A 23,356-nucleotide genomic window follows, 5' to 3' on the forward strand; every position below is an offset into this window, starting at 1 on the left:
CTCGGTAGCTCAGTCGGTAGAGCAGAGGACTGAAAATCCTCGTGTCGGCGGTTCGATTCCGTCCCGAGCCACCATTTATCTTAATACAATACGCCGGCTTAGCTCAATTGGTAGAGCAACTGACTTGTAATCAGTAGGTTGGGGGTTCAAGTCCTCTAGCCGGCACCATGTAAGTTTCGGAGGGGTAGCGAAGTGGCTAAACGCGGCGGACTGTAAATCCGCTCCTTCGGGTTCGGCAGTTCGAATCTGCCCCCCTCCACCATTTACATAGGGGCATAGTTTAAAGGTAGAACTGAGGTCTCCAAAACCTCCAGTGTGGGTTCGATTCCTACTGCCCCTGCCAAATACATTTACACAACATGGCGGTTGTGGCGAAGTGGTTAACGCACCGGATTGTGGCTCCGGCATTCGTGGGTTCGATTCCCATCAGTCGCCCCATTTTTATTTTTAAAATTACAAATAATCTAATTGATACTTACATATAATTAAGTAAGAATTCGATGGGCTATAGCCAAGCGGTAAGGCAACGGACTTTGACTCCGTCATGCGCTGGTTCGAATCCAGCTAGCCCAGCCATTTTTGCGGAAGTAGTTCAGTGGTAGAATACAACCTTGCCAAGGTTGGGGTCGCGGGTTCGAATCCCGTCTTCCGCTCCAATTAAATTAAATATGGCGGCATAGCCAAGTGGTAAGGCAGAGGTCTGCAAAACCTTTATCACCGGTTCAAATCCGGTTGCCGCCTTTATTATTGTGCCGATGTGGCGGAATTGGCAGACGCGCACGACTCAAAATCGTGTTCCTTCGGGAGTGTCGGTTCGACCCCGACCATCGGTATCAAGAACGGCGTAACATCAGGCTCTATACTAATTGTATAGAGTTTTTTTGTGTTTTCATCGCACTACAAAATAAGGACTAATACTATCAAAGCTCATGCTATACAGTTAAAGCAAACTGTGAAACACTAAAGGGATAAAAATGAACATTCATTTTTATCCCTTTAGTGTTTCATTTTATAGAGAATCTCTCCACCCTGGTGACATGAAGTTAAATCCGACACCACCAGTAGATATTAGCACATTATCAACTGTTAACTTTGTAATTTCTAAAAACTTCTTTTCAAACTCTTCTCTGTTGTACTTGTACATAGTTGAGTGGCACGACCACATTTGCGTTGAAGTACTCAACCATTCCCCTAATTCCTTTAATTTAGGGAATGACTCAAATTGAATTGGTTCATCTAATTTCATGAATCTCACTTGATAGATAGTTGGGTTTAGCTTTTCTCCTATCCCTTTAAGACCATGTGCTTTTTTTCATTTAAATGTGTCATAATTCTCTCCCATCCTTCAAATCTTTGAATTCCAAAATTATTTTCCTGTTTTAATTATACAGCAATAAAAAGTAATTAGGGGGAGGTTGTGGTAATTTTTCCCTTTTCTTTATTGTTTAGCGGGAAATAAAGTAATAAATGAAATATGATAATTTTAATCAAGAGAGAAATGAAAGTAAAAAGTATCAGTTATTTATTGTGATTCCATTTTGGCTTCGTTTCATTTTAATTCATCATGTTTAAAGAAGCTCAAAATTTTTAAAATACTTTAAAATAAAGGATTTTAGGGGGAACACTCTATATAACTATATAAATGTCACCTAGAAAGACTCAAAATCGTGTTCCTTCGGGAGTGTCGGTGCGGCCCGGACAATCGGTATCGACGATGTAAAAAGACTCTAACAGAAATGTTAGAGTCTTTTTTGTTAAATTATATTATGTGATGCTAAAATTCGTAATAAACGTAAAAATTCATGTATAATATAACTTGTCGAAAGAACAAAATGATAATGATTTATATTATGTCTGTAATATGAATCAAAAGTGAACTTTTTATATTTCTTTTAAAAATGTGTTGAATACACATTATATTTCATATTAATATTTTTATGTAGATTTAAAACGAGAAAGAGAGTGGAAAGTATGGGCCGTAAATGGAACAACATTAAAGACAAAAAAGCATCAAAAGATGCAAATACAAGCCGTATATACGCGAAATTTGGACGTGAAATTTATGTGGCAGCAAAACAAGGCGAGCCAGATCCTGAATCAAACCAAACGTTAAGAGTTGTATTAGAGCGTGCGAAAACATACAATGTACCAAGAACAATTATTGATCGTGCAATTGAAAAAGCAAAAGGCGGTTCAGAAGAAAACTATGATGAGCTTCGTTACGAAGGATTTGGACCAAATGGATCTATGGTAATTGTAGATACACTTACAAATAACGTAAACCGTACTGCAGCAGATGTACGAGCTGCATTTAGCAAAAACAGTGGTAACATGGGCGTAAATGGTTCTGTAGCTTACATGTTCGATGCGACAGCTGTTATCGGTCTTGAAGGTAAAACATCAGATGAAGTTCTTGAAATTTTAATGGAAGCAGATGTAGATGCACGTGACATTCTAGAAGAAGAAGATTCTGTTATCGTTTATGCTGAACCTGATCAATTCCACTCAGTACAATCTGCACTTAAAGATGCTGGTATTGAAGAATTTACAGTTGCAGAATTAACAATGCTTGCACAAAATGATGTAGAACTTCCTGAAGATGCTCAAGTACAATTTGAAAAAATGGTTGATGCATTAGAAGATTTAGAAGATGTACAACAAGTTTACCATAACGTAGACTTAGGCGAATAATAAAAAAGGACCCTTTCGTTTAACGAACTGGGTCTTTTTTATTGAAATAATTAAGATGATAAGGTTTTAAAGGTGTTTTGTTGTAGTTATGGAATAGGATTATAGATAGTATTTTAAATGATTGTATTTCTAGGAGGTATTTCTATGGAGCATAAAACACCAAAGCATATCGTTGCTGTAGCAGGCTATTTAACAAATGAAAAGAATGAGGTGCTTTTAACAAAAGTACATTGGCGAGCGGATACGTGGGAAATGCCTGGGGGACAGGTAGAAGAAGGAGAAGCACTCGATCAAGCTGTTTGTAGGGAAATAAAAGAGGAAACAGGATTATCGGTGAAGCCTATCGGAATTACAGGGGTCTATTATAATGCTTTTATGCATATTTTAGCTGTTGTGTTTAAAGTGGCATATGTGAGTGGTGATATAAAAATTCAACCTGAAGAAATACAAGAGGCTAAATTTATTGCTTTAAATGAAGAGAACATCGATGAGTATATAACGCGTCCTCATATGAAATCAAGAACAGTTGATGCGATGAGAGCAACGCATTTCATCCCATACGAAACGTGGGAAGTACAGCCATATAACCTTATAGGCAGGTTGTAAGAAAAGGGTAGCTATTTGAGTGTATCTCAAATAGCTACCCTTTTCTTATGTATATTACTTCAGAAAAAGGTCAAAATGATAATAAAGCTAGTATTGATTTCGAGAACATTAGTTCTGTATAATTATGATATATCATATATAATTAGATTACTAGATGTTTAAAAATAGAAATTTATAGATGATATAATAAAAGAATAAAGTGGAATCAAGGAAGTATAACGCTCTTAATTTCTACGCTGCTGTTTGTTATGAATGTTTTAAAATAATGTATATTCAATATTTCAGATGAATAGTAGATAAAAAAAGACTGTGATACAATACATTTTTATACCTTACAATGATGTAAGGTAGGTGTAAGAGAAATCGATGGGATATTTTTTTACAACAAGGTATTCTTAAGTTAAGAGATATATATGCTGTGTGGAAAAGAGGTGTTCAAGATGAAAGAACGAGTATTATCTAGAGTGAACTATCATCAAAAAGTTGCATTAAATCCAATGACTAAATTCTTTTATAAAGCCATTATTTTATTATTATTGTTAAGTTGTACGTTATTATTCGTTGGAAATATAATGATCGAGAAAAGTGATATTAGTAAATTACATGTACCGCCTAAGTTAGAGGTGCCAGAATCATTAACACATGCATTTATCGCGACAGAAGATAAAAGGTTTTATCATCATAATGGTTTAGATTATATAGCAATTATTAGGGCGTCTGTTGAGAATATAAAAGCTGGTGGTGTTGTGCAAGGAGGAAGCACAATTACACAGCAATTATCGAAAAATGCTTTTTTAACGAATGAACGTACATTTTCTCGTAAGTGGAAAGAGATTTTTTATACAAAAAAAATTGAACGTACATTTACGAAGGATGAAATTTTAAAATTGTATGTAAGTAATATTTATTACGGAGAAGGAGCATGGGGAATTGAAAAAGCAGCCAACCTTTACTTCGGTAAAACGGTGAACCAATTAACGTTGGCTGAAAGTGCGATGATGGCTGCTGTAGTGAAAGCACCTGCTTATTACTCACCTGCGCAAAATTATGATAAAGCGGTCGAGAGACGAAATGTAGTTTTGAGATTAATGGAAAAAGAAGGATATATCAATCATGATGAGTATGTGCAAGCAGTTAGTGAGAAATTAGTAATTCGCCATGATATAAAAACAGAGCAGTCGATGTTAAATAATGCGCGTGAAAAAGCAGTAAGTTAAGAGAAGCTCTTGCATAGGAGCTTCTTTTTTTGAATAAATTGTGACAAATTGTGACACAATATCGTCACAATTATTGTGTTTTTGTAATTTATGTGAGCGTGTTCATTGCGTGACGTATATAAGTGTTGATATTATGTGTATTGTGTACAATGCTGTATACAGAATATGAATTTAAAGAGGAATGTATATGAAATCAAATAAACTCATGGCTCTTGGTGTAGTTTTTTCTATCGCAGTATTGATTGTAATCGGAACAATTGCGTATAGCATCATAAATGACAAAAAAGATAAAGGGAATGAGATGTTTGCTTATTCTACGCAACAATCTTTAGGTAAAGATGATGCTCCGGTTAAAGTAGTTGAATTTGGAGATTTCAAATGCCCAGCATGTCGTACTTGGGATGTAACGGTATTACCACGATTAAAAGAAGAATATATTGATAAAGGTAAAGTGCAGTTATATTTTATTAACTTCCCATTTATTGGAAAAGATTCTGATTTAGGCGCAGCAGCTGGTGAAGCAATTTATAAACAAGATAAAGATTCATTCTGGACTTTCTATGATGAGATTTATCAAAGTCAAAAGAAAGATACGGAAGAATGGATTACAGAAGAATTACTTCTTAGCATTGTGAAAGAGAAACTTCCAAAAGTTGATGTAGAACAGTTTAAAAAAGATTTACACAGTAAAGAAATAAAAGAAAAAGTACGTAAAGATTCAGATCGTGCTCAAAAATTAAAAGTTCAAGGTGCTCCTTCAGTATATATAAACGGAAATCTTGCAAACCCTGATTTCGATAGTATGAAGAAGGCGATTGATAAAGAATTGAAAAAGTGATGAGGTCTCTCATCACTTTTTCGACTTTTTTCGATAAAATTCTTGCTTCCGTTTTTTTTACATGCTATACTACTTTACATAAGTTATTCTAATATCTTATATGTATTTCATATTTGCGGGTGTAGTTTAGTGGTAAAACAAGAGCCTTCCAAGCTCTGGTCGAGAGTTCGATTCTCTTCACCCGCTCCAAATTTTATTTAATGTTTTTCTAATAAATTGTGATCAACGCAGTGTTTCGTTTCTGAGATAAACGAGGCATTGCGTTTTTTAATGTTTGAAAAGCGTAATAGTATGCGAAAATAGAAGTAAAGAATAGTATTCCAAAAGTGAATTGCTAACCAATATAGTCGTTACATAAGGGATGGGTTCATCTGAGGAGGCGATTAAGAATGGATTTTGAACAATTAAAGCAAGATGTAATTGCATATAGTAAAACAATTGGTATAGATAAAATAGGCTTTGCGAGTGCTTCTCCATTTGAGGAGCTAAAGCAGCGGTTAATCCAGCAGCAACAATTAAATTATCAATCTGGATTTGAAGAGTCTGATATAGAAAAAAGAACGAATCCACAGCTTTTATTACCAGGTGCAAAATCAATTATTGCGATTGCTTTAGCGTATCCTTCAAAATTAAAAAACGCACCATTAAGTAAACGTGGAGAACGCCGTGGGATTTTTTGTCGTGCCTCTTGGGGACAAGATTATCATCTTGTTTTACGAGATCGTTTGCAAAAGTTAGAGGCATATTTAATTGAAAAGCTTCCAGATATAGAAGTGAAGTCAATGGTTGATACAGGTGAGTTAAGCGATCGTGCTGTATCAGAACGTGCAGGTATCGGATGGAGTGGTAAGAACTGCGCTATTATTACACCTGAATTTGGTTCGTATGTATACTTGGGAGAAATGATTACAAACGTTCCATTTCCACCAGATCAGCCGATAGAAGATCAATGTGGAAGCTGTACAAAATGTATTGATGTTTGTCCTACAGGTGCTTTAATACAGGGTGGACAGTTAGATTCGAAGAAATGTATTGCTTTTTTAACACAGACGAAAGGGTTCCTACCTGAAGAATATCGCGATAAAATAGGAAATCGTATATATGGATGTGATACGTGTCAGACTGTTTGTCCAAAAAATAAAGGAATGGATTTTCATAATCATCCTGAGATGGAGCCAGATCCTGAATTAGTTAAACCGCTCTTAACACCACTTTTAACAATTAGTAATCGTGATTTTAAAGAGAAATATGGGATTATGTCAGGGTCATGGAGAGGTAAAAAGCCATTGCAACGAAATGCGATTTTAGCATTGGCGCATTTTAAAGAAGCATCAGCAATTCCTGATTTAATCGGTGTTATGAAAGATGATCCAAGACCAGTACTACGCGGAACAGCAGCGTGGGCACTTGGGAAAATTGGTGGAGATGGAGTAGGCGAAGCTATTGAGAAAGCGATGGAACGTGAAAAGGATGAAGAAGTTCTTCATGAAATGAATCGTGGGCTTGCATTGTTAGCGCAGAAAAAAGAGTAGATAATATCTCCCTTTTTCATATTGTAATATGGGAGGGAGAAGAAATGGTTGTAAAAGAAAATATTGAAACACAAGTACAACAGTTTTTAGCATATGTAACAGAGAAACGAACAAATGTGGATGGTATTGCTAAAGATTTATTACAACTAGCACAAAGAAAGAAACAATTGTTTCAAAAACGTAGTGCAGATATAGTGAAAGCAACAGCAGATGTTTCTTTCATTAGACAGCTAAATAGTAGTGATTATCAAGAAATTGATTATCAAGTACATTTTAAATATTTAATTAAGCATAAAGAATTATTTTATATCGAAGAGGAACAATTAAAACGAAGAGTTTGTTTAAATAATAGCCGGATAATAGGTGATTATGCTATTGAAGTGCCAGAAGAGATTGGAATAGGTGAGACATTAGAAAGAGAAGTTACGAAAGAGAAATACGGTTCTTATCAGTATAATCGTTTAGAGGCAGTAAAATATGCAGAGCGTTGGTGGGATGATCGAAACCCAGTGTATCGCAATTTTCCTGATAATTGTACAAATTTTATTTCTCAATGTCTTCATACTGGAGAAGTACCAATGAACGGATATCCTAATATTCGTAAAGGTTGGTGGCAAAGGGAGAACCAGTGGAGTTGGAGCTGGGCTGTCGCACACTCTTTTTACTGGTACTTGTCAGGTTCTACAGTTGGCCTGCGAGGAGAAACTGTAGAAAAGCCGGAAGACCTTATTCTTGGTGATGTCATTGCTTACGATTTCGAAGATGACGGTAGGTGGAATCATACGACGATTGTAGTAGCAAAAGACGCAGATGGTATGCCACTTGTAAATGCACATTCAGCAAATAGCCGGCGGCGTTATTGGAGTTATGAGGACTCTAGTAAATACACACCACAAATGAAATATAAATTCTTTCATATTATTAATGGGTAGAGATTTTTCGTTCAAGTGGTATAATACGTAGTAGACAAAAAACAGAGGTGAATATCGCGTGGGCGTACATGTTGTTTTATATCAACCAGAAATTCCAGCAAATACAGGAAATATTGCACGTACTTGTGCAGCAACTGGAACAGAATTACATTTGATTAGACCGCTTGGGTTTTCAACGGATGACAAAATGTTAAAGCGTGCAGGATTAGATTATTGGCAGCACGTAAAAGTTACGTATTACGATTCAATTGAAGAGTTTTATGAGAAAAATAAAGATGGTGAATTCTTCTATTTAACAAAGTATGGTGAGAAAGCTCATACAGCATTTGATTATAGCAAACGTGAGAAGGATTATTATTTCGTGTTTGGAAGAGAAACAAATGGCTTACCAGCTAATGTAATCGAAGAAAACTTCGATCATTGCTTACGTATTCCAATGACGGATAAAGTACGTTCATTAAATTTATCTAATACAGCAGCAATTTTAATTTATGAAGCGTTTCGTCAACAAAATTATCCAGGATTAGATTTAGAAATCGTTTATTAAAAGTCGCCATTAGGCGGCTTTTTTTTATAAATAAAAATAATATGTAGTCATACATTTTAAAAAAGGTACATATTCATATAGAATGGGATATATGATTAAAAATAGATAAGACGGGTTGAGATAAATATGAAGGAACAATATAACAATCAAAATACCTTTTTAAGCATGATAGATATGGATTTAATAAGACAAGGACTATTACATGCTATTCAAGATTTAGTATTTATTGTGAAAGTTATTGATGATGAGATCTTTAAATATATTTATATAAATAAAATAGGGATGGATTATGCTGGATTAAGTGAAGAATGTTACGGAAAAACATTTGCAGAAGTGTTATCAGGAGAAAAGGTGAAAATATTACAAGAGCAATATACAAAAGTGGTGAGAGAGGCGAGAGCACACACATTTTGTGATGTAATCAGTTTCCCAACTGGTAATTTACATTATGAGTCTTCAGTTAATCCTGTATACGACGAAGAAGGGGTATGTCAATTTATTATTTGTATTACAAGGGATATTACAGCTCAGATTGAGGAGAAAGCAGAGATAGAGGAAAAACAAATGTTATTTAAGTCATTACTAGAATATAATAATGACTCCATTATATCTATAGATTCTATAGGTAGAATTACATATGCTAATCCGGCAACGTATGAAATATTTGGATACCGATATGAAGAGTTAAATAATAACTTTATTTTTAACTTTATTATTAAAGAATATGAAAAAGACTTTCAAATTATATTTAAGGAAGCTTTACAGGGGAGAGCAAAACAAATTGTTTCAAAGAAATATGTTCATAAAGAAGGATATGAATTATATATTTCTTTGAGAACAATCCCGATTATTGTGAACGGTGAAATTGTTGGGGTGTATATTGTTACGAGGGATGTTACAAGGCAAGTATTAAATGAGATGAAGACGGAATACTTAGCTTATTATGACCAATTAACAGGTTTAATGAATAGAATTTCATGCACAAACAAGCTAAATGAGTTTTTAAATGAAAATAAAGAGCTTGCACTAGTTTTCATGGATTTGGATGAATTTCATCTTATTAATGATACATTTGGTCATAAAGAAGGAGATAAAGTATTACAAAAAGTTACAGAATGTTTAAGCAATCTAGAAATAGAAGGTATGCATTTATTTAGAGAACATGATGACCAATTTGTTATGTTAATAGAAAATATAACGAAAGAATATGTAGAGGAAGTTGCAAAAAACATATTAGAAAAGATTAGTGAACATTTTGTAATTGAAGAAGAGGACGTGTATTTAAGTGCATCAATTGGAATTGTAATGGCACCAACAGATGGAGCCGATGAAAAAATACTTTTTCAAAGAGTTGATGCTGCTTTGGAAAAAGCAAAGGAAAAAGGAAAAGGGCATTATCATTTTTATTGTAAAGGATTAGATTGTGAACGTGAGAAAAGGTTTGTAATGGAAAATCAGTTACATCGTGCTATAGAGAAAAATGAATTTTTCTTATATTACCAGCCGCAGGTTAATATTGAAACGAAAAAAATAGCTAGTATGGAAGCTTTAATAAGATGGGAGAATAAAGAATTAGGATTTGTCCCTCCCAATCAATTTATTCCACTGGCAGAAAGAACAGGTTTTATTATTAAGCTTGATGAGTGGGTAGTAGATCAAGTGTGTCAGCAAATACGTGAATGGTTAAATAAAGGGTATGAAGTGGTTCCGATTGCAGTTAATATTTCAGCTAGACATTTTCGATCTATTACATTAATAGAGATGATTACACGTGCTTTAAATAAGTACAATGTACCAGCTCATCTATTAGCGATAGAGGTGACAGAAGGAGCCCTTATACATAAAGACATATCAAAGAGAGTGTTGCTACAATTAAAAGAACAAAATTTAAAGATTCATTTAGATGATTTTGGAACAGGGTATTCGTCTTTAAGTTATTTGAAAACATATCCAATTGATACTTTGAAAATTGATCGCTCTTTTATGGAAGGTATACATGTAGATGAACGTGATACGAATATTACGGCTGCAATTATTCATTTAGCTCATACATTAGAATTGAATGTAATTGCAGAAGGAGTAGAAAAAGCAGAACAAATACAGTTTTTGAAGGAAAAAAATGTAGAAATTGTACAAGGTTATTATTATAGTCGCCCTTTATCAAAATATGATGTGGAAAATATGTATTATACATGATGTATAAAGAAAAAAGTGATGTGCTAAAAGCACATCACTTTTTATGTGTACCTGGTTTATCGTTGTAACCAGATGTGAAAATAGCTGTAAGAAATGTGAGTGATACACCTAAAATTAATAATAATTTCATATTAATACTCCCCCTACTTTTTCGATTTACGAATTCTATTTATGAATTGAAATGTATGTAAGGTTCTTAGAAGAAAAGAATTTATTTATAATGAATAGCAGTGTGAAAACTTTAATACCTATATTATACAGAATTTTCTTTGAATTTTGGAGAGAATTTTATAGCACTACTATATATTTCGTTTTGATTTAAAGAATGTTTAAGGACATCCTAGCATACCTTTTATAATAATCCGATTGAACAAGGAGATGGGGGAGGAGCTATAATGGATATTCTAAAAAAGATTGAACAGCATCGAGCAGCAGAAGAACGTTTACAATGGGAAGGTACGTTTGCGGAGTATTTGGAGCTTGTGAAAGAAAGACCATGGGTGGCTCAAACAGCACACTCTCGCATTTACAATATGATAAAAGATGCCGGAATCGAAGAAGTTGATGGTAGAAGAAAATATAATTTCTTTAGTAATCAGCTGTTTGGACTAGAGGATGCACTAGAGCGTCTTGTTGAAGAATATTTTCATCCGTCTGCAAAAAGATTAGATGTTAGAAAACGTATTTTATTATTAATGGGTCCTGTTAGTGGAGGGAAATCAACATTAGTTACGATGTTGAAACGAGGATTAGAAACATACTCACGTACAGATCGTGGAGCGATTTTTGCAATTAAAGGCTGCCCGATGCACGAAGATCCACTGCATTTAATTCCACATTATTTACGGGATGATTTCTTTGATGAGTATGGAGTGAGAATTGAAGGGAATTTATCACCATTAAATGTAATGCGTCTAGAGCAAGAATATGGGTCAAGAATTGAGGATGTAGTTGTAGAGCGTATTTTCTTCTCGGAAGATCGTCGTACAGGGATTGGTACATTTAGCCCGTCTGATCCAAAATCACAAGATATTGCCGATTTAACAGGTAGTCTAGACTTTTCAACAATTGCAGAATATGGTTCAGAATCAGATCCTCGTGCGTATCGATTTGATGGAGAATTAAATAAGGCGAACCGAGGGATGATGGAATTCCAAGAGATGTTAAAATGCGATGAGAAGTTTTTATGGCATTTATTATCGCTTACGCAAGAAGGTAATTTCAAAGCGGGAAGGTTTGCGCTTATTTCAGCAGATGAATTAATTGTAGCGCATACGAACGAAACAGAGTATCGCTCATTTATAGCAAATAAGAAAAATGAAGCATTGCATTCAAGAATTATTGTAATGCCAGTTCCATACAATTTACGAGTGAGTGAAGAGGAACATATTTATGAGAAGATGATTCATGAAAGTGATGTATCGAATGTGCATATTGCACCACACACACTTCGTGTTGCAGCGATGTTTACAATTTTAACTCGCTTAAAAGATCCGAAGCGTCCAGATATTGATTTAAACAAAAAGATGCGTTTATATGACGGTGAAATGGTAGAGGGTTATAATGCGATTGATGTAGAAGAATTGCAACGGGAATACCAAGATGAAGGTATGAGCGGTATTGACCCACGTTATGTTATTAACCGAATTTCTTCTACAATTATTAGAAAAGAAGTACCATCTATTAATGCACTAGACGTACTTCGTTCTTTAAAAGATGGATTAGATCAGCATCCATCCATTAGTAATGAAGATCGTGAGCGCTATATGAACTTCATTTCATTAGCAAGAAAAGAATATGATGAAATTGCTAAGAAAGAAGTACAAAAAGCATTCGTATATTCATACGAAGAATCGGCTAAGACACTTATGGATAATTACTTAGATAACGTTGAAGCATATTGCAATAAATCGAAATTACGTGATCCATTAACAGGTGAAGAAATGAGCCCAGATGAAAAACTAATGCGCTCAATTGAGGAACAAATTGGAATTTCAGAAAACGCGAAGAAAGCATTCCGTGAAGAAATTTTAATTCGCATCTCTGCTTATGCGCGTAAAGGAAAACGTTTCGATTATAACTCGCATGAACGTCTTCGCGAAGCGATTCAGAAGAAGCTATTTGCTGATTTAAAAGATGTCGTGAAAATCACAACATCAACGAAAACACCAGATGAAAATCAGCTTAAGAAAATCAACGATGTTGTTGCACGTTTAATTGATGAGCATGGCTATAATTCTTCTTCGGCAAATGAATTATTACGCTATGTAGGTAGCTTGCTAAATCGATAGTTTGATAACAAAACGCTGTCTCTTGTTTTTTGCGGGACAGCGTTTTATTATCCATTCATATGTGTAAAGTGTCATACCTTGTCCAAATATAATAAATTAAGATGCAATTTCATGAATTTATTGTCAATTATTTTTACAATATGCATATGATAGAGTAACCAACCATTCATACGAAAAAAGCCAACACAATACAATATGTTGCAAAGTGAAAATGTGTGCAACAATGCATTGTGTTTCTTTCTTATCAGAGGCTGAATATTTCTTTCTATTATGTGAGTGGCAAAATTTTGTTTAGGATGCTCGGAGTATTGTATGTAAAACGTTATATATGTTTATGGGGTGATTTTCGATGGGCAGTTACCTTTCAAATATTTTAGCTTGAACATTATAGAACAAAATTTATAGATTGCTGTTCATAGAGAAAGACAATTACAGTAAGGAGGGAAAGGAATGAGCGAAGAAAATCAACCAAATTATACGATTTCACAGGAAAACTGGTCCCTCCATCGCAAAGGATATGACGACCAACAGCGCCATCAAGAAAAAGTACAAGAGGCAATTAAGAATAATTTACCCGATCTTGTAACAGAAGAAAGCATTGTTATGTCTAATGGCAAGGATGTTGTAAAAATACCAATTCGTTCTTTAGATGAATATAAGATTCGGTACAATTATGATAAAAACAAACACGTTGGGCAAGGAACTGGTGATAGCAAAGTTGGTGATGTCGTTGCGAGAGATGGATCAGGTGGTCAAAAGCAAAAAGGCCCAGGAAAAGGTCAAGGTGCAGGAGATGCAGCTGGAGAAGATTATTATGAAGCTGAAGTTTCTATTTTAGAATTAGAGCAAGCGTTTTTCAAAGAGCTAGAGCTTCCTAATTTAAAGAGAAAAGAAATGGATGAAAACCGGATTGAACATATTGAATTTAATGACATTAGAAAAACAGGACTATGGGGAAATATTGATAAGAAACGAACGATGATATCTGCATATAAACGAAATGCAATGCGTGGTAAAGCGTCTTTCCATCCAATTCACCAAGAGGATTTAAAGTTCCGTACTTGGAATGAAGTGTTAAAGCCAGATTCAAAAGCTGTTGTATTAGCGATGATGGATACGAGTGGATCGATGGGAATATGGGAGAAGTATATGGCACGTAGCTTCTTTTTCTGGATGACAAGATTTTTACGTACAAAGTATGAAACAGTTGATATTGAATTTATTGCTCATCATACAGAAGCGAAAGTTGTTACAGAAGAAGAATTTTTCTCAAAAGGAGAAAGTGGCGGAACGATATGTTCTTCCGTGTATAAAAAGGCATTAGAGCTTATCGATAATAAATATTCACCAGACCGCTATAATATTTATCCATTCCATTTTTCAGACGGTGATAATTTAACATCAGATAATGCGAGATGTGTAAAGCTTGTTGAGGAGCTGATGAAGAAATGTAATATGTTTGGGTATGGGGAAGTGAATCAGTACAACCGCCATAGTACGCTTATGTCAGCCTATAAAAATATTAAAGATGAGAACTTTAGATATTATATTTTAAAGCAAAAAGCAGACGTATTCCATGCGATGAAGAGCTTTTTTAAAGAAGAATCAGGAGAGAAAATGGCATAATCCCTTTTAAAAGGGATTATTTTTTTGTAAACTTTTTATTTTTTTAGTTGACAATGATAATGAAAATCATTATCATTTATTCGAGAAATGATTACATTTTGAATTATATATATTGGAGGAGATGTAAAGTTGAAAAAAAATAAAAAAAAACATATAAATGCAATGATTATAGCGGCGGCGTTATCACTTCCATTTGCTGTGTATTCGACACCTGCTTTAGCGGCGGTAGCAATTGAGGCGAATAAAACGGGACAAGGTTTAGAAGATGGTACATATGACGCTGTTATTAAAGCATATAAAGATAAAACGAATGAAGAGTCTATGGCAGCTGTTTATATAAAGGATCCGAAATTAACAATTGAGAATGGAAAGAAAATTGTAACAGCAACGTTAAGTGATAGCGATTTCTTCCAATACTTGAAAACAGAGGATATTCATACTCCTGGTGTGTTTCATGATGTAAAGGTTATATCAGAAGACAAAAAGAAAAATGGAACGAAGGTTATTCAATTTGAAGTTGGGGAATTGGGAAAAAGATATAATATGCAAATGCATATTTATATTCCAACGATGGCCTATGATAATAAATATCAAGTGCAGTTTGAAGTAAATGCTTTAAATTTAGAAAACAATGTTCCAGAAAAGGAAAATAAAGAGGATAAAGTGGAACAACAAGATGAAAGCGGAAATGTAATATTAGATAAGCAATTACAAAGGCATATTAATAAACATAATTTAAATAGAGAAAATATAAATGATCCAATAACTAAGGAAGATTTATTAAAGATTAAAACATTATCCATTTATTCAGGTGAAGGAATAAATGAAATAGCTGGTTTAGAACATATGACAAATTTAGAGAAGTTGACGTTAAGAGAATCTAATGTAACAGATATATCAGCCATCTCGAAACTGAGAGATTTGAAGTACGTAGATTTAACTTCTAATCCAATTAAAAATATTCATCCAATTGAGCAGTTAGAGAATATTAATATGCTTTTTTTAAGAGATAATAAAATTTCTGATCTTACACCATTAAGTAAAATGAAAAAAATTAAAACATTAGATTTAGTTGGTAATAACATTGAAGACATCCAGCCATTATTTACATTATCAACTATGAAACAGTTATACTTAGCCAATAATCAAATCAGTGATCTTACTGGAATTAACCAATTAAGTAATGTGGAACTATTATGGATAGGGAACAATAAAATTAGTAATGTTGAATCTATTAGTAAAATGAGTAATCTTATTGAACTAGAAATTGCTGATAGTGAAATAAAAGATATATCACCATTATCTAAATTAGGAAAATTACAAGTACTGAATTTAGAAGAGAATTATATCTCTGATATATCACCGCTGAGTAATTTAACAGATTTACATGAGATGAACCTAGGAGCGAATGAAATTGCTGACGTAAGGCCTGTTGAGGAATTGGGTAAGCGAATTTCAATTGATATTCAACGACAAAAAATCTTTTTAGATGAAGCAAGCGTAGATGAAGAAATACAAATTCCAATATACAATCTTAAAGGGGAGTCACTTCAAAATATCAATTTAAAAAGTGAGGGGGCCATTCTGAATAATGGATTTATAAAATGGAATAGTCCTGGAGAAAAAACATATGAATTTAGATTAGATACAAGCTCTGGTGAAAGTAAAATAAGATTTAATGGGATGGTTGTCCAGAAAATAGTTGAAAAACAAAAAGAAAGTCAAAATGTAATCCTGGATAAACATTTACAACAACATATTAATAAAGAGAATTTAGGTAGAGAGAATTTAAACGCTCCTATAACAAAAGAAGATTTATTACAGATTAAAACATTAGAGATACTTAAAGAAAAAGGAAAAGAGATAAAAGATGTAACAGGTTTAGAGTACATGACGAACTTAGAAAACCTCACTTTAGAAGGAGTAGGCTTGAAAAATATTGAGTTCATCTCAAATTTGAAACAATTAAATATTGTGAATGTATCTCATAATCAAATTGAAGATATAACACCGTTATCTTCATTAAAAAACTTACAGTGGTTAAATCTTGCAGACAATCATATTAAAGATGTAACGGTTATTGGTTCAATGCTGGACTTACTTAGCTTGAATTTAGCAGGGAATGAGATTTGTGATGTAAGACCGCTAATACAATTAGGGCAGTGGTTTTCAATTGATGTCGGGAGACAAACAATCATTTTAGATGAAGCAAAAGTAAATGAAGAAATTCAAGTCCCTGTATATGACTTAGAAGGAGAAGCTATTGACAATATCAAAATGACAGGTGAGGGCGGAACGCTTAATAACGGAGTAATAAAATGGAGTACCCCAGGTGAAAAGGTATATAAATTTGATTTAGATTCTGATGAAATTAGTATAAGTTTTAACGGAACGGTAATCCAAAATATAGTTGAAAAAGAAGAAGTGACAGAACCGGTAAAAGAAGTTGAAGAAACGAAAGAAGAAGTAAAAGAACCGGTAAAAGAAGTTGAAGAAACGAAAGAAGAAGTAAAAGAGCCAGTAAAAGAAGTTGAAGAAACGAAAGAAGAAGTAAAAGAGCCAGCAAAAGAAGTTGAAGAAACGAAAGAAGAAGTAAAAGAGCCAGCAAAAGAAGTTGAAGAGATAAAAGAAGAAGTAAAAGAACCGGTAAAAGAAGTTGAAGAAACGAAAGAAGAAGTAAAAGAGCCGGTAAAAGAAGTTGAAGAAACGAAAGAAGAAGTAAAAGAACCGGTAAAAGAAGTTGAAGGTACAAAAGAAGAAGTAAAAGAGCCAGTAAAAGAAGTTGAAGGTACAAAAGAAGAAGTGAAAGAACCAGTAAAAGAAGTTGAAGGTACAAAAGAAGAGGTAAAAGAATCAACAACTGGATTGAATCAAGAGCCAAAAGGGGATAATCAAGTTGGGCCGGTGAAGGTGGTAGGACAAGAGAGTACGCAAGAAAAAGTTTCAAATAAGCAACAAGCTAATAAGCAAGAGGAAAATCAGAAGTCTTTAGCAGCAACTGGTAGTCAAGCTAACACATCGAGTTTACTTTCGGGATTAGCATTTGTTCTTTCAGCATTAAGTATGTTTGTATTTAGAAAGAGAGTATTTAAGAAATAAATAACGTTTTATCTTATTATTACAAAAAATACATAAACATTTGAGAAGACCTTATCATAGCAATTTCATGTTGAAATACGCTTATGATAAGGTCTTTTTGAATAGGGGAAGGATATGGATACGAGGATGTTTTAATCACTAAAATAATGGAGAAACTGTAGCGGGAATTGTAAGTACTTTTCGTTCAAGATACGTTCAAATTGTATGAAGAAATAATATGAAATATTGCATTTTATATCTTTTCATCCGGATAATATGTTAATTTCGTGAATGGAATATATAAATAGGGGGCAATGATATGAACAAGAAATCAAAGATTAATAAAATGATGCTTAGTATTAGTACAATGGCGCTATCGTTAGGAGCAATTCAAACGAATGTATCAGCAGAAGAAAAGGTGCCATATAATGTATTGCATTCGAAACCAGTTGGAATTGAAAAACCAGTAGATGAGATCGGACACGTTTCTAAAGCCGAAGAAACATTATCATTTCAAGAACGTTTAAAAGTAGGAGATTTTTCACAGCGACCAGCATCTATTACGAGGAACTTGGCAGTAAAGCAAGCTAAAGACAGCTATTCAATGGCTGATTTAAACAAAATGAATGATCAAGAGTTAGTTGAAACGTTAGGCAGTATTAAGTGGCATCAAATTACAGACTTATTCCAGTTTAATGAAGATGCAAAAGCCTTTTATAAAGATAACGGAAAAATGCAAGTCATTATAGATGAATTAGCTCATAGAGGTAGTACATTTACGAAAGATGATTCAAAAGGAATTCAAACGTTTACTGAAGTGTTACGTTCAGCTTTTTATCTTGCATTTTATAATAATGAATTAAGCGCTTTAAATGAAAGAAGCTTCCAGGACAAATGCTTACCGGCTTTAAAAGCAATCGCAAAAAATCCAAACTTTAAGCTTGGAACAAATGAGCAAGATACAGTAGTATCTGCATACGGTAAATTAATTAGTAATGCATCAAGTGATGTTGAAACAGTGCAATACGCATCGAATATTTTAAAACAATATAATGATAATTTTAATGCATATGTAGACGATCGTATGAAAGGACAAGCTGTATACGATATGATGCAAGGCATTGATTATGATATACAGTCTTACTTAAATGAGGCCCGTAAAGAAGCGAATGAAACGATGTGGTATGGAAAAGTAGATGGGTTTATTAATGAAATAAATCGTATTGCTCTTCTAAATGAAGTAACGTCAGAAAATAAATGGCTCGTTAATAATGGAATTTATTTTGCTAGCCGTTTAGGGAAGTTTCATAGCAATCCAAATAAAGGACTAGAGGTTGTTACACAAGCGATGCATATGTATCCGCGTTTAAGTGAACCGTATTTTGTTGCGGTAGAACAAATTACAACAAATTATAATGGGAAAGATTATAGCGGGAATACGGTAGATTTAGAGAAAATACGTAAAGAAGGAAAAGAGCAATACTTACCAAAAACGTATACATTCGACGATGGATCAATTGTGTTCAAAACAGGAGATAAAGTATCAGAAGAAAAAATTAAGAGACTATATTGGGCTGCGAAGGAAGTAAAGGCACAGTATCATCGTGTAATTGGAAATGACAAAGCGTTAGAGCCAGGAAATGCGGATGATGTATTAACGATTGTAATTTATAATAGTCCAGATGAATATCAGTTAAATAGACAATTGTATGGATATGAAACAAACAATGGTGGAATTTATATTGAAGAGACAGGTACATTCTTTACATATGAGCGTACACCAGAGCAAAGTATTTATAGTTTAGAAGAGTTATTCCGTCATGAGTTTACTCACTATCTTCAAGGGAGATATGAAGTTCCCGGTTTATTTGGAAGAGGAGATATGTATCAAAATGAAAGATTAACTTGGTTCCAAGAAGGGAATGCAGAATTTTTCGCAGGATCTACTCGTACAAATAATGTAGTACCGAGAAAGAGCATCATTAGCGGATTATCATCTGATCCTGCAAGCCGTTATACAGCAGAGCGCACACTATTTGCTAAATATGGTTCTTGGGATTTCTATAACTACTCGTTCGCATTGCAGTCTTACTTATATACGCATCAGTTTGAAACATTTGATAAAATTCAAGATTTAATTCGTGCGAATGACGTGAAAAATTATGATGCATATCGTGAAAACCTAAGTAAAGATTCTAAGCTAAATAAAGAGTATCAAGAGTATATGCAGCAGTTAATTAATAATCAAGATAAGTACACTGTACCGGAAGTAGCAGATGATTATTTAGCTGAACATGCACCAAAGTCGTTAACAGAAGTGAAGAAAGAAATTAGTGAGATGTTGTCTATGAAAGATGCAAAAATGACAAAACACGAGTCTCAATTCTTTAATACATTTACATTAGAAGGTACGTTTACAGGTAGTGTAACAAAAGGCGAATCAGAAGACTGGAATGCAATGGGTAAAAGAGTAAATGAAGCTTTAGAACAATTGGCGCAAAAAGAATGGAGCGGCTACAAAACGGTTACAGCATATTTCGTCAATTATCGTGTGAATAGTTCCAATGAATTTGAATATGATGTAGTCTTCCATGGTATCGCAAAAGATGACGGAGAAAATAAAGCTCCGACAGTTCATATAAACGGTCCTTATAATGGGCTTGTAAAAGAAGGAATTCAATTCAAAAGTGATGGATCAAACGACGAAGATGGAAAAATCGTTTCTTATTCATGGGAGTTTGGAGACGGAAGAACAAGTACAGAAGTTAATCCAGTACATGCATATGAAAAAGAAGGAACTTTTAAAGTAGTGTTAAGAGTAAAAGATGATAAAGGAAAAGAGAGTAGAAGTGAAACAACTGTTACGATTAAAGATGGAAGTTTAACAGAATCTGAACCAAATAATCGTAAAGAGGAAGCAAATCGTATCGGACTAAACACTACTATAAAAGGTAGCCTTATCGGCGGGGATCACACCGATGTTTATACATTTAATGTAGCAGCAGCGAAAGATCTCGATATTTCTGTTTTAAATGAGTATGGAATTGGGATGACGTGGGTACTTCACCATGAATCAGATATGCAAAATTATGCTGCTTACGGTCAAGCTAATGGAAATCATATAGAAGCAAAATTAAATGCAAAACCAGGTAAGTATTACTTGTATGTATATAAATATGATAATGGCGATGGAACGTACTCATTATCACTAAAATAAGTGCTTTTCCAATGTATGTTTAACTTTACTTTTTGTGGAAAATAATATATTATATAGATATATAATATATCGGTTATTTTCTAGGAGGAGCCTGTCACAATAGGTTTCTCCTGTTCTTTTTTAGAGACCTGTCTTACAGGTTTTTCTTTAAAGGGTAAATAACTGAAAATTGAGATTAATAATCTTTGAAAGAGGTGAGGCATACACATAACAAAAAAGAGATTGTTTAAGAAAGGGGGATAAGAAATGTTCTTGTTTGGTTATCCACTTGAAACAATTTATTTATATGGATTTATTATTGCTACTATACTCACTGTTATTTATATTTTCTTTGGAGATATATTTGAATCAATATTTAGTTTTGGGGGCGGATCTGTATCCGTTGTTACCTTACTACTTAGTTTCTTCGCTATGTTATGTGGAATTAGTTATATAGGAGAATATTTATTTTCCTTTAATAGTACTATTATTTTCGCTGGTTCATTTGCTATATCTTTTATCGGTGTTTTCATAATGAAAATATTAATTTTAAAACCGATTGCAGAGGCAGAGCAAAATACGGTGCAACGTATGGATGAATTCATTGGTTGCAAGGGAGAAGTCATTACGACAATTCCTACAGAAGGATTTGGTGAAGTATTAATCTCCTCCCAATTTGGAAGTAATGCAATCCCAGCTAAAACAATTGGAAAGAAAGATATTTCACAAGGAACTGAAGTTATTATCGAGGGAGTTCAAGATGGTGTTTTGCTTGTACAGAACATCGCTTATTCTTTAAAGAAACCAAAATTATAAGGGGGAATTTACATGACGATTCCATTAATTATCGGTGGAGTTTTACTCGCAATTTTAATTCTACTCATTTTAGTATTCATTACGAAGTATCGAACAGTTGGTCCAGATGAAGCGTTAATTGTTACAGGGAACTGGCTTGGTGGTGGGAAAAATGTTGTTACCACTGATGATGGAAAGAAGATTAAGATTATTCGCGGTGGCGGTACTTTTGTAGTTCCAATTATGCAAAGAGCAGAGCCTTTAAGCCTATTAAACTACAAATTAGAAGTTGGTACACGTGATACGTATACAAAACAAGGTGTACCAATTACAGTAAATGGTGTTTCTATTATTAAAGTAGGATCCACAATTGAAGAAGTTTCTACAGCAGCTGAACAATATTTAGGAAAAGAAACGGAAGAGTTAAAAATAGAAGCAAAAGAAGTTTTAGAAGGGCATCTCCGTGCTATCTTATCTTCTATGACAGTAGAAGATGCGTATAGTAATAGAGAGCAATTTGCTCAAAAGGTGCATGAAGTAGCTTCTACAGATTTAAAGAAGATGGGACTTCGCATTGTTTCTTTCACAATTAAAGAAATAATGGATAAAAATGGATACTTAGATGCGCTTGGTCAGCCGCAAATTGCGACAGTTAAGCGTGATGCAACAATTGCGAACGCAGAGCGTGAAAAAGAAGCACGTATTGAAAAAGCACGTGCTGAAAAAGAGGCAAAAGAAGCAGAATATCAACGTGATGCACAAATCGCTGAAGCTGAAAAACATAAAGAATTAAAAGTACAGTCCTATAAGAGGGAACAAGAGCAGGCTCGTGCAGATGCGGATCTTTCTTACGAATTACAACAGGCGAAAGCGCAACAAGGTGTTACAGAAGAGCAAATGCGCGTTAAAATCATTGAGCGTGAAAAGCAAATTGAGTTAGAAGAAAAAGAGATTGCACGTCGTGAAAAGCAATATGATGCAGAAGTTAAGAAAAAAGCCGATGCAGATCGCTATGCTGTTGAGCAATCAGCAGAAGCAGAAAAAGTAAAACAAATTAAAAAGGCAGATGCAGATCAATATAAGATTGAAGCAGAAGCGAGAGCACGTGCAGAAGAAGTACGTGTAGAAGGTTTAGCGAAGGCGGAGATTGAAAAAGCACAAGGTCAAGCGAAAGCGGAAGTACAAAAAGCGCAAGGTACAGCAGAGGCAGATGTTATTAGGTTAAAAGGTTTAGCAGAAGCAGAAGCAAAACAAAAAATTGCAGAAGCATTTGAATTATATGGTCAAGCGGCAATTATGGATATGGTTCTTAAAATGCTTCCAAGTTATGCGAAGGAACTTGCAAGTCCGCTTAGTAACATTGATAAAATCACAGTTGTCGATACAGGCGGCGGTGGTAAAAATAGCGGGGCCGGAAAAGTTGCGGGCTATGCGACTGATTTAATGGCAACGATGCAAGAAACGTTAAAAGCTTCTTCTGGAATTGACTTAAAAGAGCTATTAGAAGGATTTGCAGGAAAAGGAGCGGTACAACAATTATCAAGTGATAAACCTGTTGTATCTGTAGTAGAAGATAAGAAAAAAGAAGTAGAAAAAGATAAAGAATAGTAAGGTAGGCAGGGCCTCTAGCATGTGCTAGAGGTTCTTCTGTGAATCATAATATTTCGAATAATATACATTTTTATACATTGTTTTAATTATTTAATTTTTATAGAATGAAGTAAGTATGCAATAATCCTTTAAATTTAGAAAGATGGGTAGAAGAGAAATAGAGAGTCTCGTCAATTTATTTATATCTTAAAATTTTTATA

15 protein-coding genes and 9 tRNA genes are annotated in these 23,356 nt (G+C 34.0%); 23 read left to right on the plus strand and 1 reads right to left on the minus strand.

The window, feature by feature from the left end; genetic code table 11:
- The first annotated feature begins 92 nt into the window (after nt 1-92).
- The 8 genes from G9F74_RS20765 (at nt 93) to G9F74_RS20800 (ending at nt 833) form a co-directional block, all read left to right on the plus strand.
- Nucleotides 93-168 (plus strand) — tRNA-Thr (locus G9F74_RS20765).
- 10 nt (nt 169-178) lie between these two features.
- Nucleotides 179-262 (plus strand) — tRNA-Tyr (locus tag G9F74_RS20770).
- Between the two features lie 7 nt (nt 263-269).
- Nucleotides 270-343: transfer RNA gene (locus tag G9F74_RS20775), tRNA-Trp, on the plus strand.
- 19 nt (nt 344-362) lie between these two features.
- Nucleotides 363-438: transfer RNA gene (locus G9F74_RS20780), tRNA-His, on the plus strand.
- A 63-nt stretch (nt 439-501) separates the two neighbouring features.
- Nucleotides 502-576, plus strand: a tRNA-Gln gene (locus G9F74_RS20785).
- 5 nt (nt 577-581) lie between these two features.
- Nucleotides 582-656, plus strand: a tRNA-Gly gene (locus G9F74_RS20790).
- Between the two features lie 14 nt (nt 657-670).
- Nucleotides 671-741: transfer RNA gene (locus G9F74_RS20795), tRNA-Cys, on the plus strand.
- A 10-nt stretch (nt 742-751) separates the two neighbouring features.
- Nucleotides 752-833: transfer RNA gene (locus G9F74_RS20800), tRNA-Leu, on the plus strand.
- A gap of 176 nt (nt 834-1,009) precedes the next feature.
- On the opposite strand, the gene G9F74_RS20805 is transcribed toward G9F74_RS20800, so the two are convergent.
- On the minus strand, nt 1,010-1,288 hold the full coding sequence (locus G9F74_RS20805; protein WP_098912276.1) for a DUF3884 family protein: 279 nt from the start codon (nt 1,286-1,288) through the stop codon (nt 1,010-1,012).
- Nucleotides 1,289-1,971: 683 nt separating this feature from the next.
- Between G9F74_RS20805 and G9F74_RS20810 the strand changes: the two genes are divergently transcribed.
- The 15 genes from G9F74_RS20810 (at nt 1,972) to G9F74_RS20880 (ending at nt 23,153) form a co-directional block, all read left to right on the plus strand.
- Nucleotides 1,972-2,691, plus strand: coding sequence for a YebC/PmpR family DNA-binding transcriptional regulator (locus tag G9F74_RS20810; protein ID WP_000532958.1), 720 nt, complete (start codon nt 1,972-1,974; stop codon nt 2,689-2,691).
- A gap of 144 nt (nt 2,692-2,835) precedes the next feature.
- A complete protein-coding gene (locus G9F74_RS20815; protein WP_016107483.1) occupies nt 2,836-3,297 on the plus strand; it encodes an NUDIX hydrolase in 462 nt (153 codons plus the stop codon).
- 440 nt (nt 3,298-3,737) lie between these two features.
- Entirely contained in the window at nt 3,738-4,514 is a 777-nt protein-coding gene (locus G9F74_RS20820) for a transglycosylase domain-containing protein (RefSeq protein ID WP_000664700.1), read from the plus strand.
- A 187-nt stretch (nt 4,515-4,701) separates the two neighbouring features.
- Nucleotides 4,702-5,352 carry a DsbA family protein gene (locus G9F74_RS20825; protein ID WP_000841321.1) on the plus strand — a complete coding sequence of 217 codons (651 nt, stop codon included), beginning with the start codon at nt 4,702-4,704 and terminating at the stop codon, nt 5,350-5,352.
- Between the two features lie 115 nt (nt 5,353-5,467).
- Nucleotides 5,468-5,541 (plus strand) — tRNA-Gly (locus tag G9F74_RS20830).
- Between the two features lie 200 nt (nt 5,542-5,741).
- The gene (gene queG, locus G9F74_RS20835; RefSeq protein ID WP_000345228.1) at nt 5,742-6,884 is read left to right on the plus strand and encodes a tRNA epoxyqueuosine(34) reductase QueG; all 1,143 of its coding nucleotides are present in this window, start codon (nt 5,742-5,744) and stop codon (nt 6,882-6,884) included.
- A gap of 44 nt (nt 6,885-6,928) precedes the next feature.
- Nucleotides 6,929-7,816 carry an amidase domain-containing protein gene (locus G9F74_RS20840; protein WP_000260519.1) on the plus strand — a complete coding sequence of 296 codons (888 nt, stop codon included), beginning with the start codon at nt 6,929-6,931 and terminating at the stop codon, nt 7,814-7,816.
- A 58-nt stretch (nt 7,817-7,874) separates the two neighbouring features.
- Nucleotides 7,875-8,363: a tRNA (uridine(34)/cytosine(34)/5-carboxymethylaminomethyluridine(34)-2'-O)-methyltransferase TrmL gene (gene trmL, locus G9F74_RS20845; RefSeq protein ID WP_000538149.1), complete on the plus strand. Its 489-nt coding sequence runs from the start codon at nt 7,875-7,877 to the stop codon at nt 8,361-8,363.
- Between the two features lie 126 nt (nt 8,364-8,489).
- Nucleotides 8,490-10,559, plus strand: a complete 2,070-nt coding sequence (locus G9F74_RS20850) for a sensor domain-containing protein (protein WP_016107484.1) — start codon at nt 8,490-8,492, stop codon at nt 10,557-10,559.
- 395 nt (nt 10,560-10,954) lie between these two features.
- A complete protein-coding gene (locus G9F74_RS20855; protein ID WP_016107485.1) occupies nt 10,955-12,850 on the plus strand; it encodes a PrkA family serine protein kinase in 1,896 nt (631 codons plus the stop codon).
- Nucleotides 12,851-13,300: 450 nt separating this feature from the next.
- Complete coding sequence (gene yhbH, locus G9F74_RS20860; RefSeq protein WP_001288242.1) at nt 13,301-14,476, plus strand: sporulation protein YhbH; 1,176 nt, start codon at nt 13,301-13,303, stop codon at nt 14,474-14,476.
- Between the two features lie 129 nt (nt 14,477-14,605).
- On the plus strand, nt 14,606-17,575 hold the full coding sequence (locus G9F74_RS20865; RefSeq protein ID WP_016107486.1) for a leucine-rich repeat domain-containing protein: 2,970 nt from the start codon (nt 14,606-14,608) through the stop codon (nt 17,573-17,575).
- A gap of 298 nt (nt 17,576-17,873) precedes the next feature.
- Nucleotides 17,874-20,771, plus strand: coding sequence for a collagenase ColA (gene colA / locus G9F74_RS20870; RefSeq protein ID WP_016107487.1), 2,898 nt, complete (start codon nt 17,874-17,876; stop codon nt 20,769-20,771).
- Between the two features lie 246 nt (nt 20,772-21,017).
- Nucleotides 21,018-21,566, plus strand: a complete 549-nt coding sequence (locus G9F74_RS20875) for an NfeD family protein (RefSeq protein ID WP_016107488.1) — start codon at nt 21,018-21,020, stop codon at nt 21,564-21,566.
- 12 nt (nt 21,567-21,578) lie between these two features.
- Complete coding sequence (locus tag G9F74_RS20880; RefSeq protein ID WP_000155001.1) at nt 21,579-23,153, plus strand: flotillin lipid rafts scaffold protein FloT; 1,575 nt, start codon at nt 21,579-21,581, stop codon at nt 23,151-23,153.
- Nucleotides 23,154-23,356 lie beyond the last annotated feature (203 nt).

This window comes from Bacillus sp. EKM202B, from assembly GCF_011066025.1.
Lineage (GTDB): Bacteria > Bacillota > Bacilli > Bacillales > Bacillaceae_G > Bacillus_A > Bacillus_A toyonensis.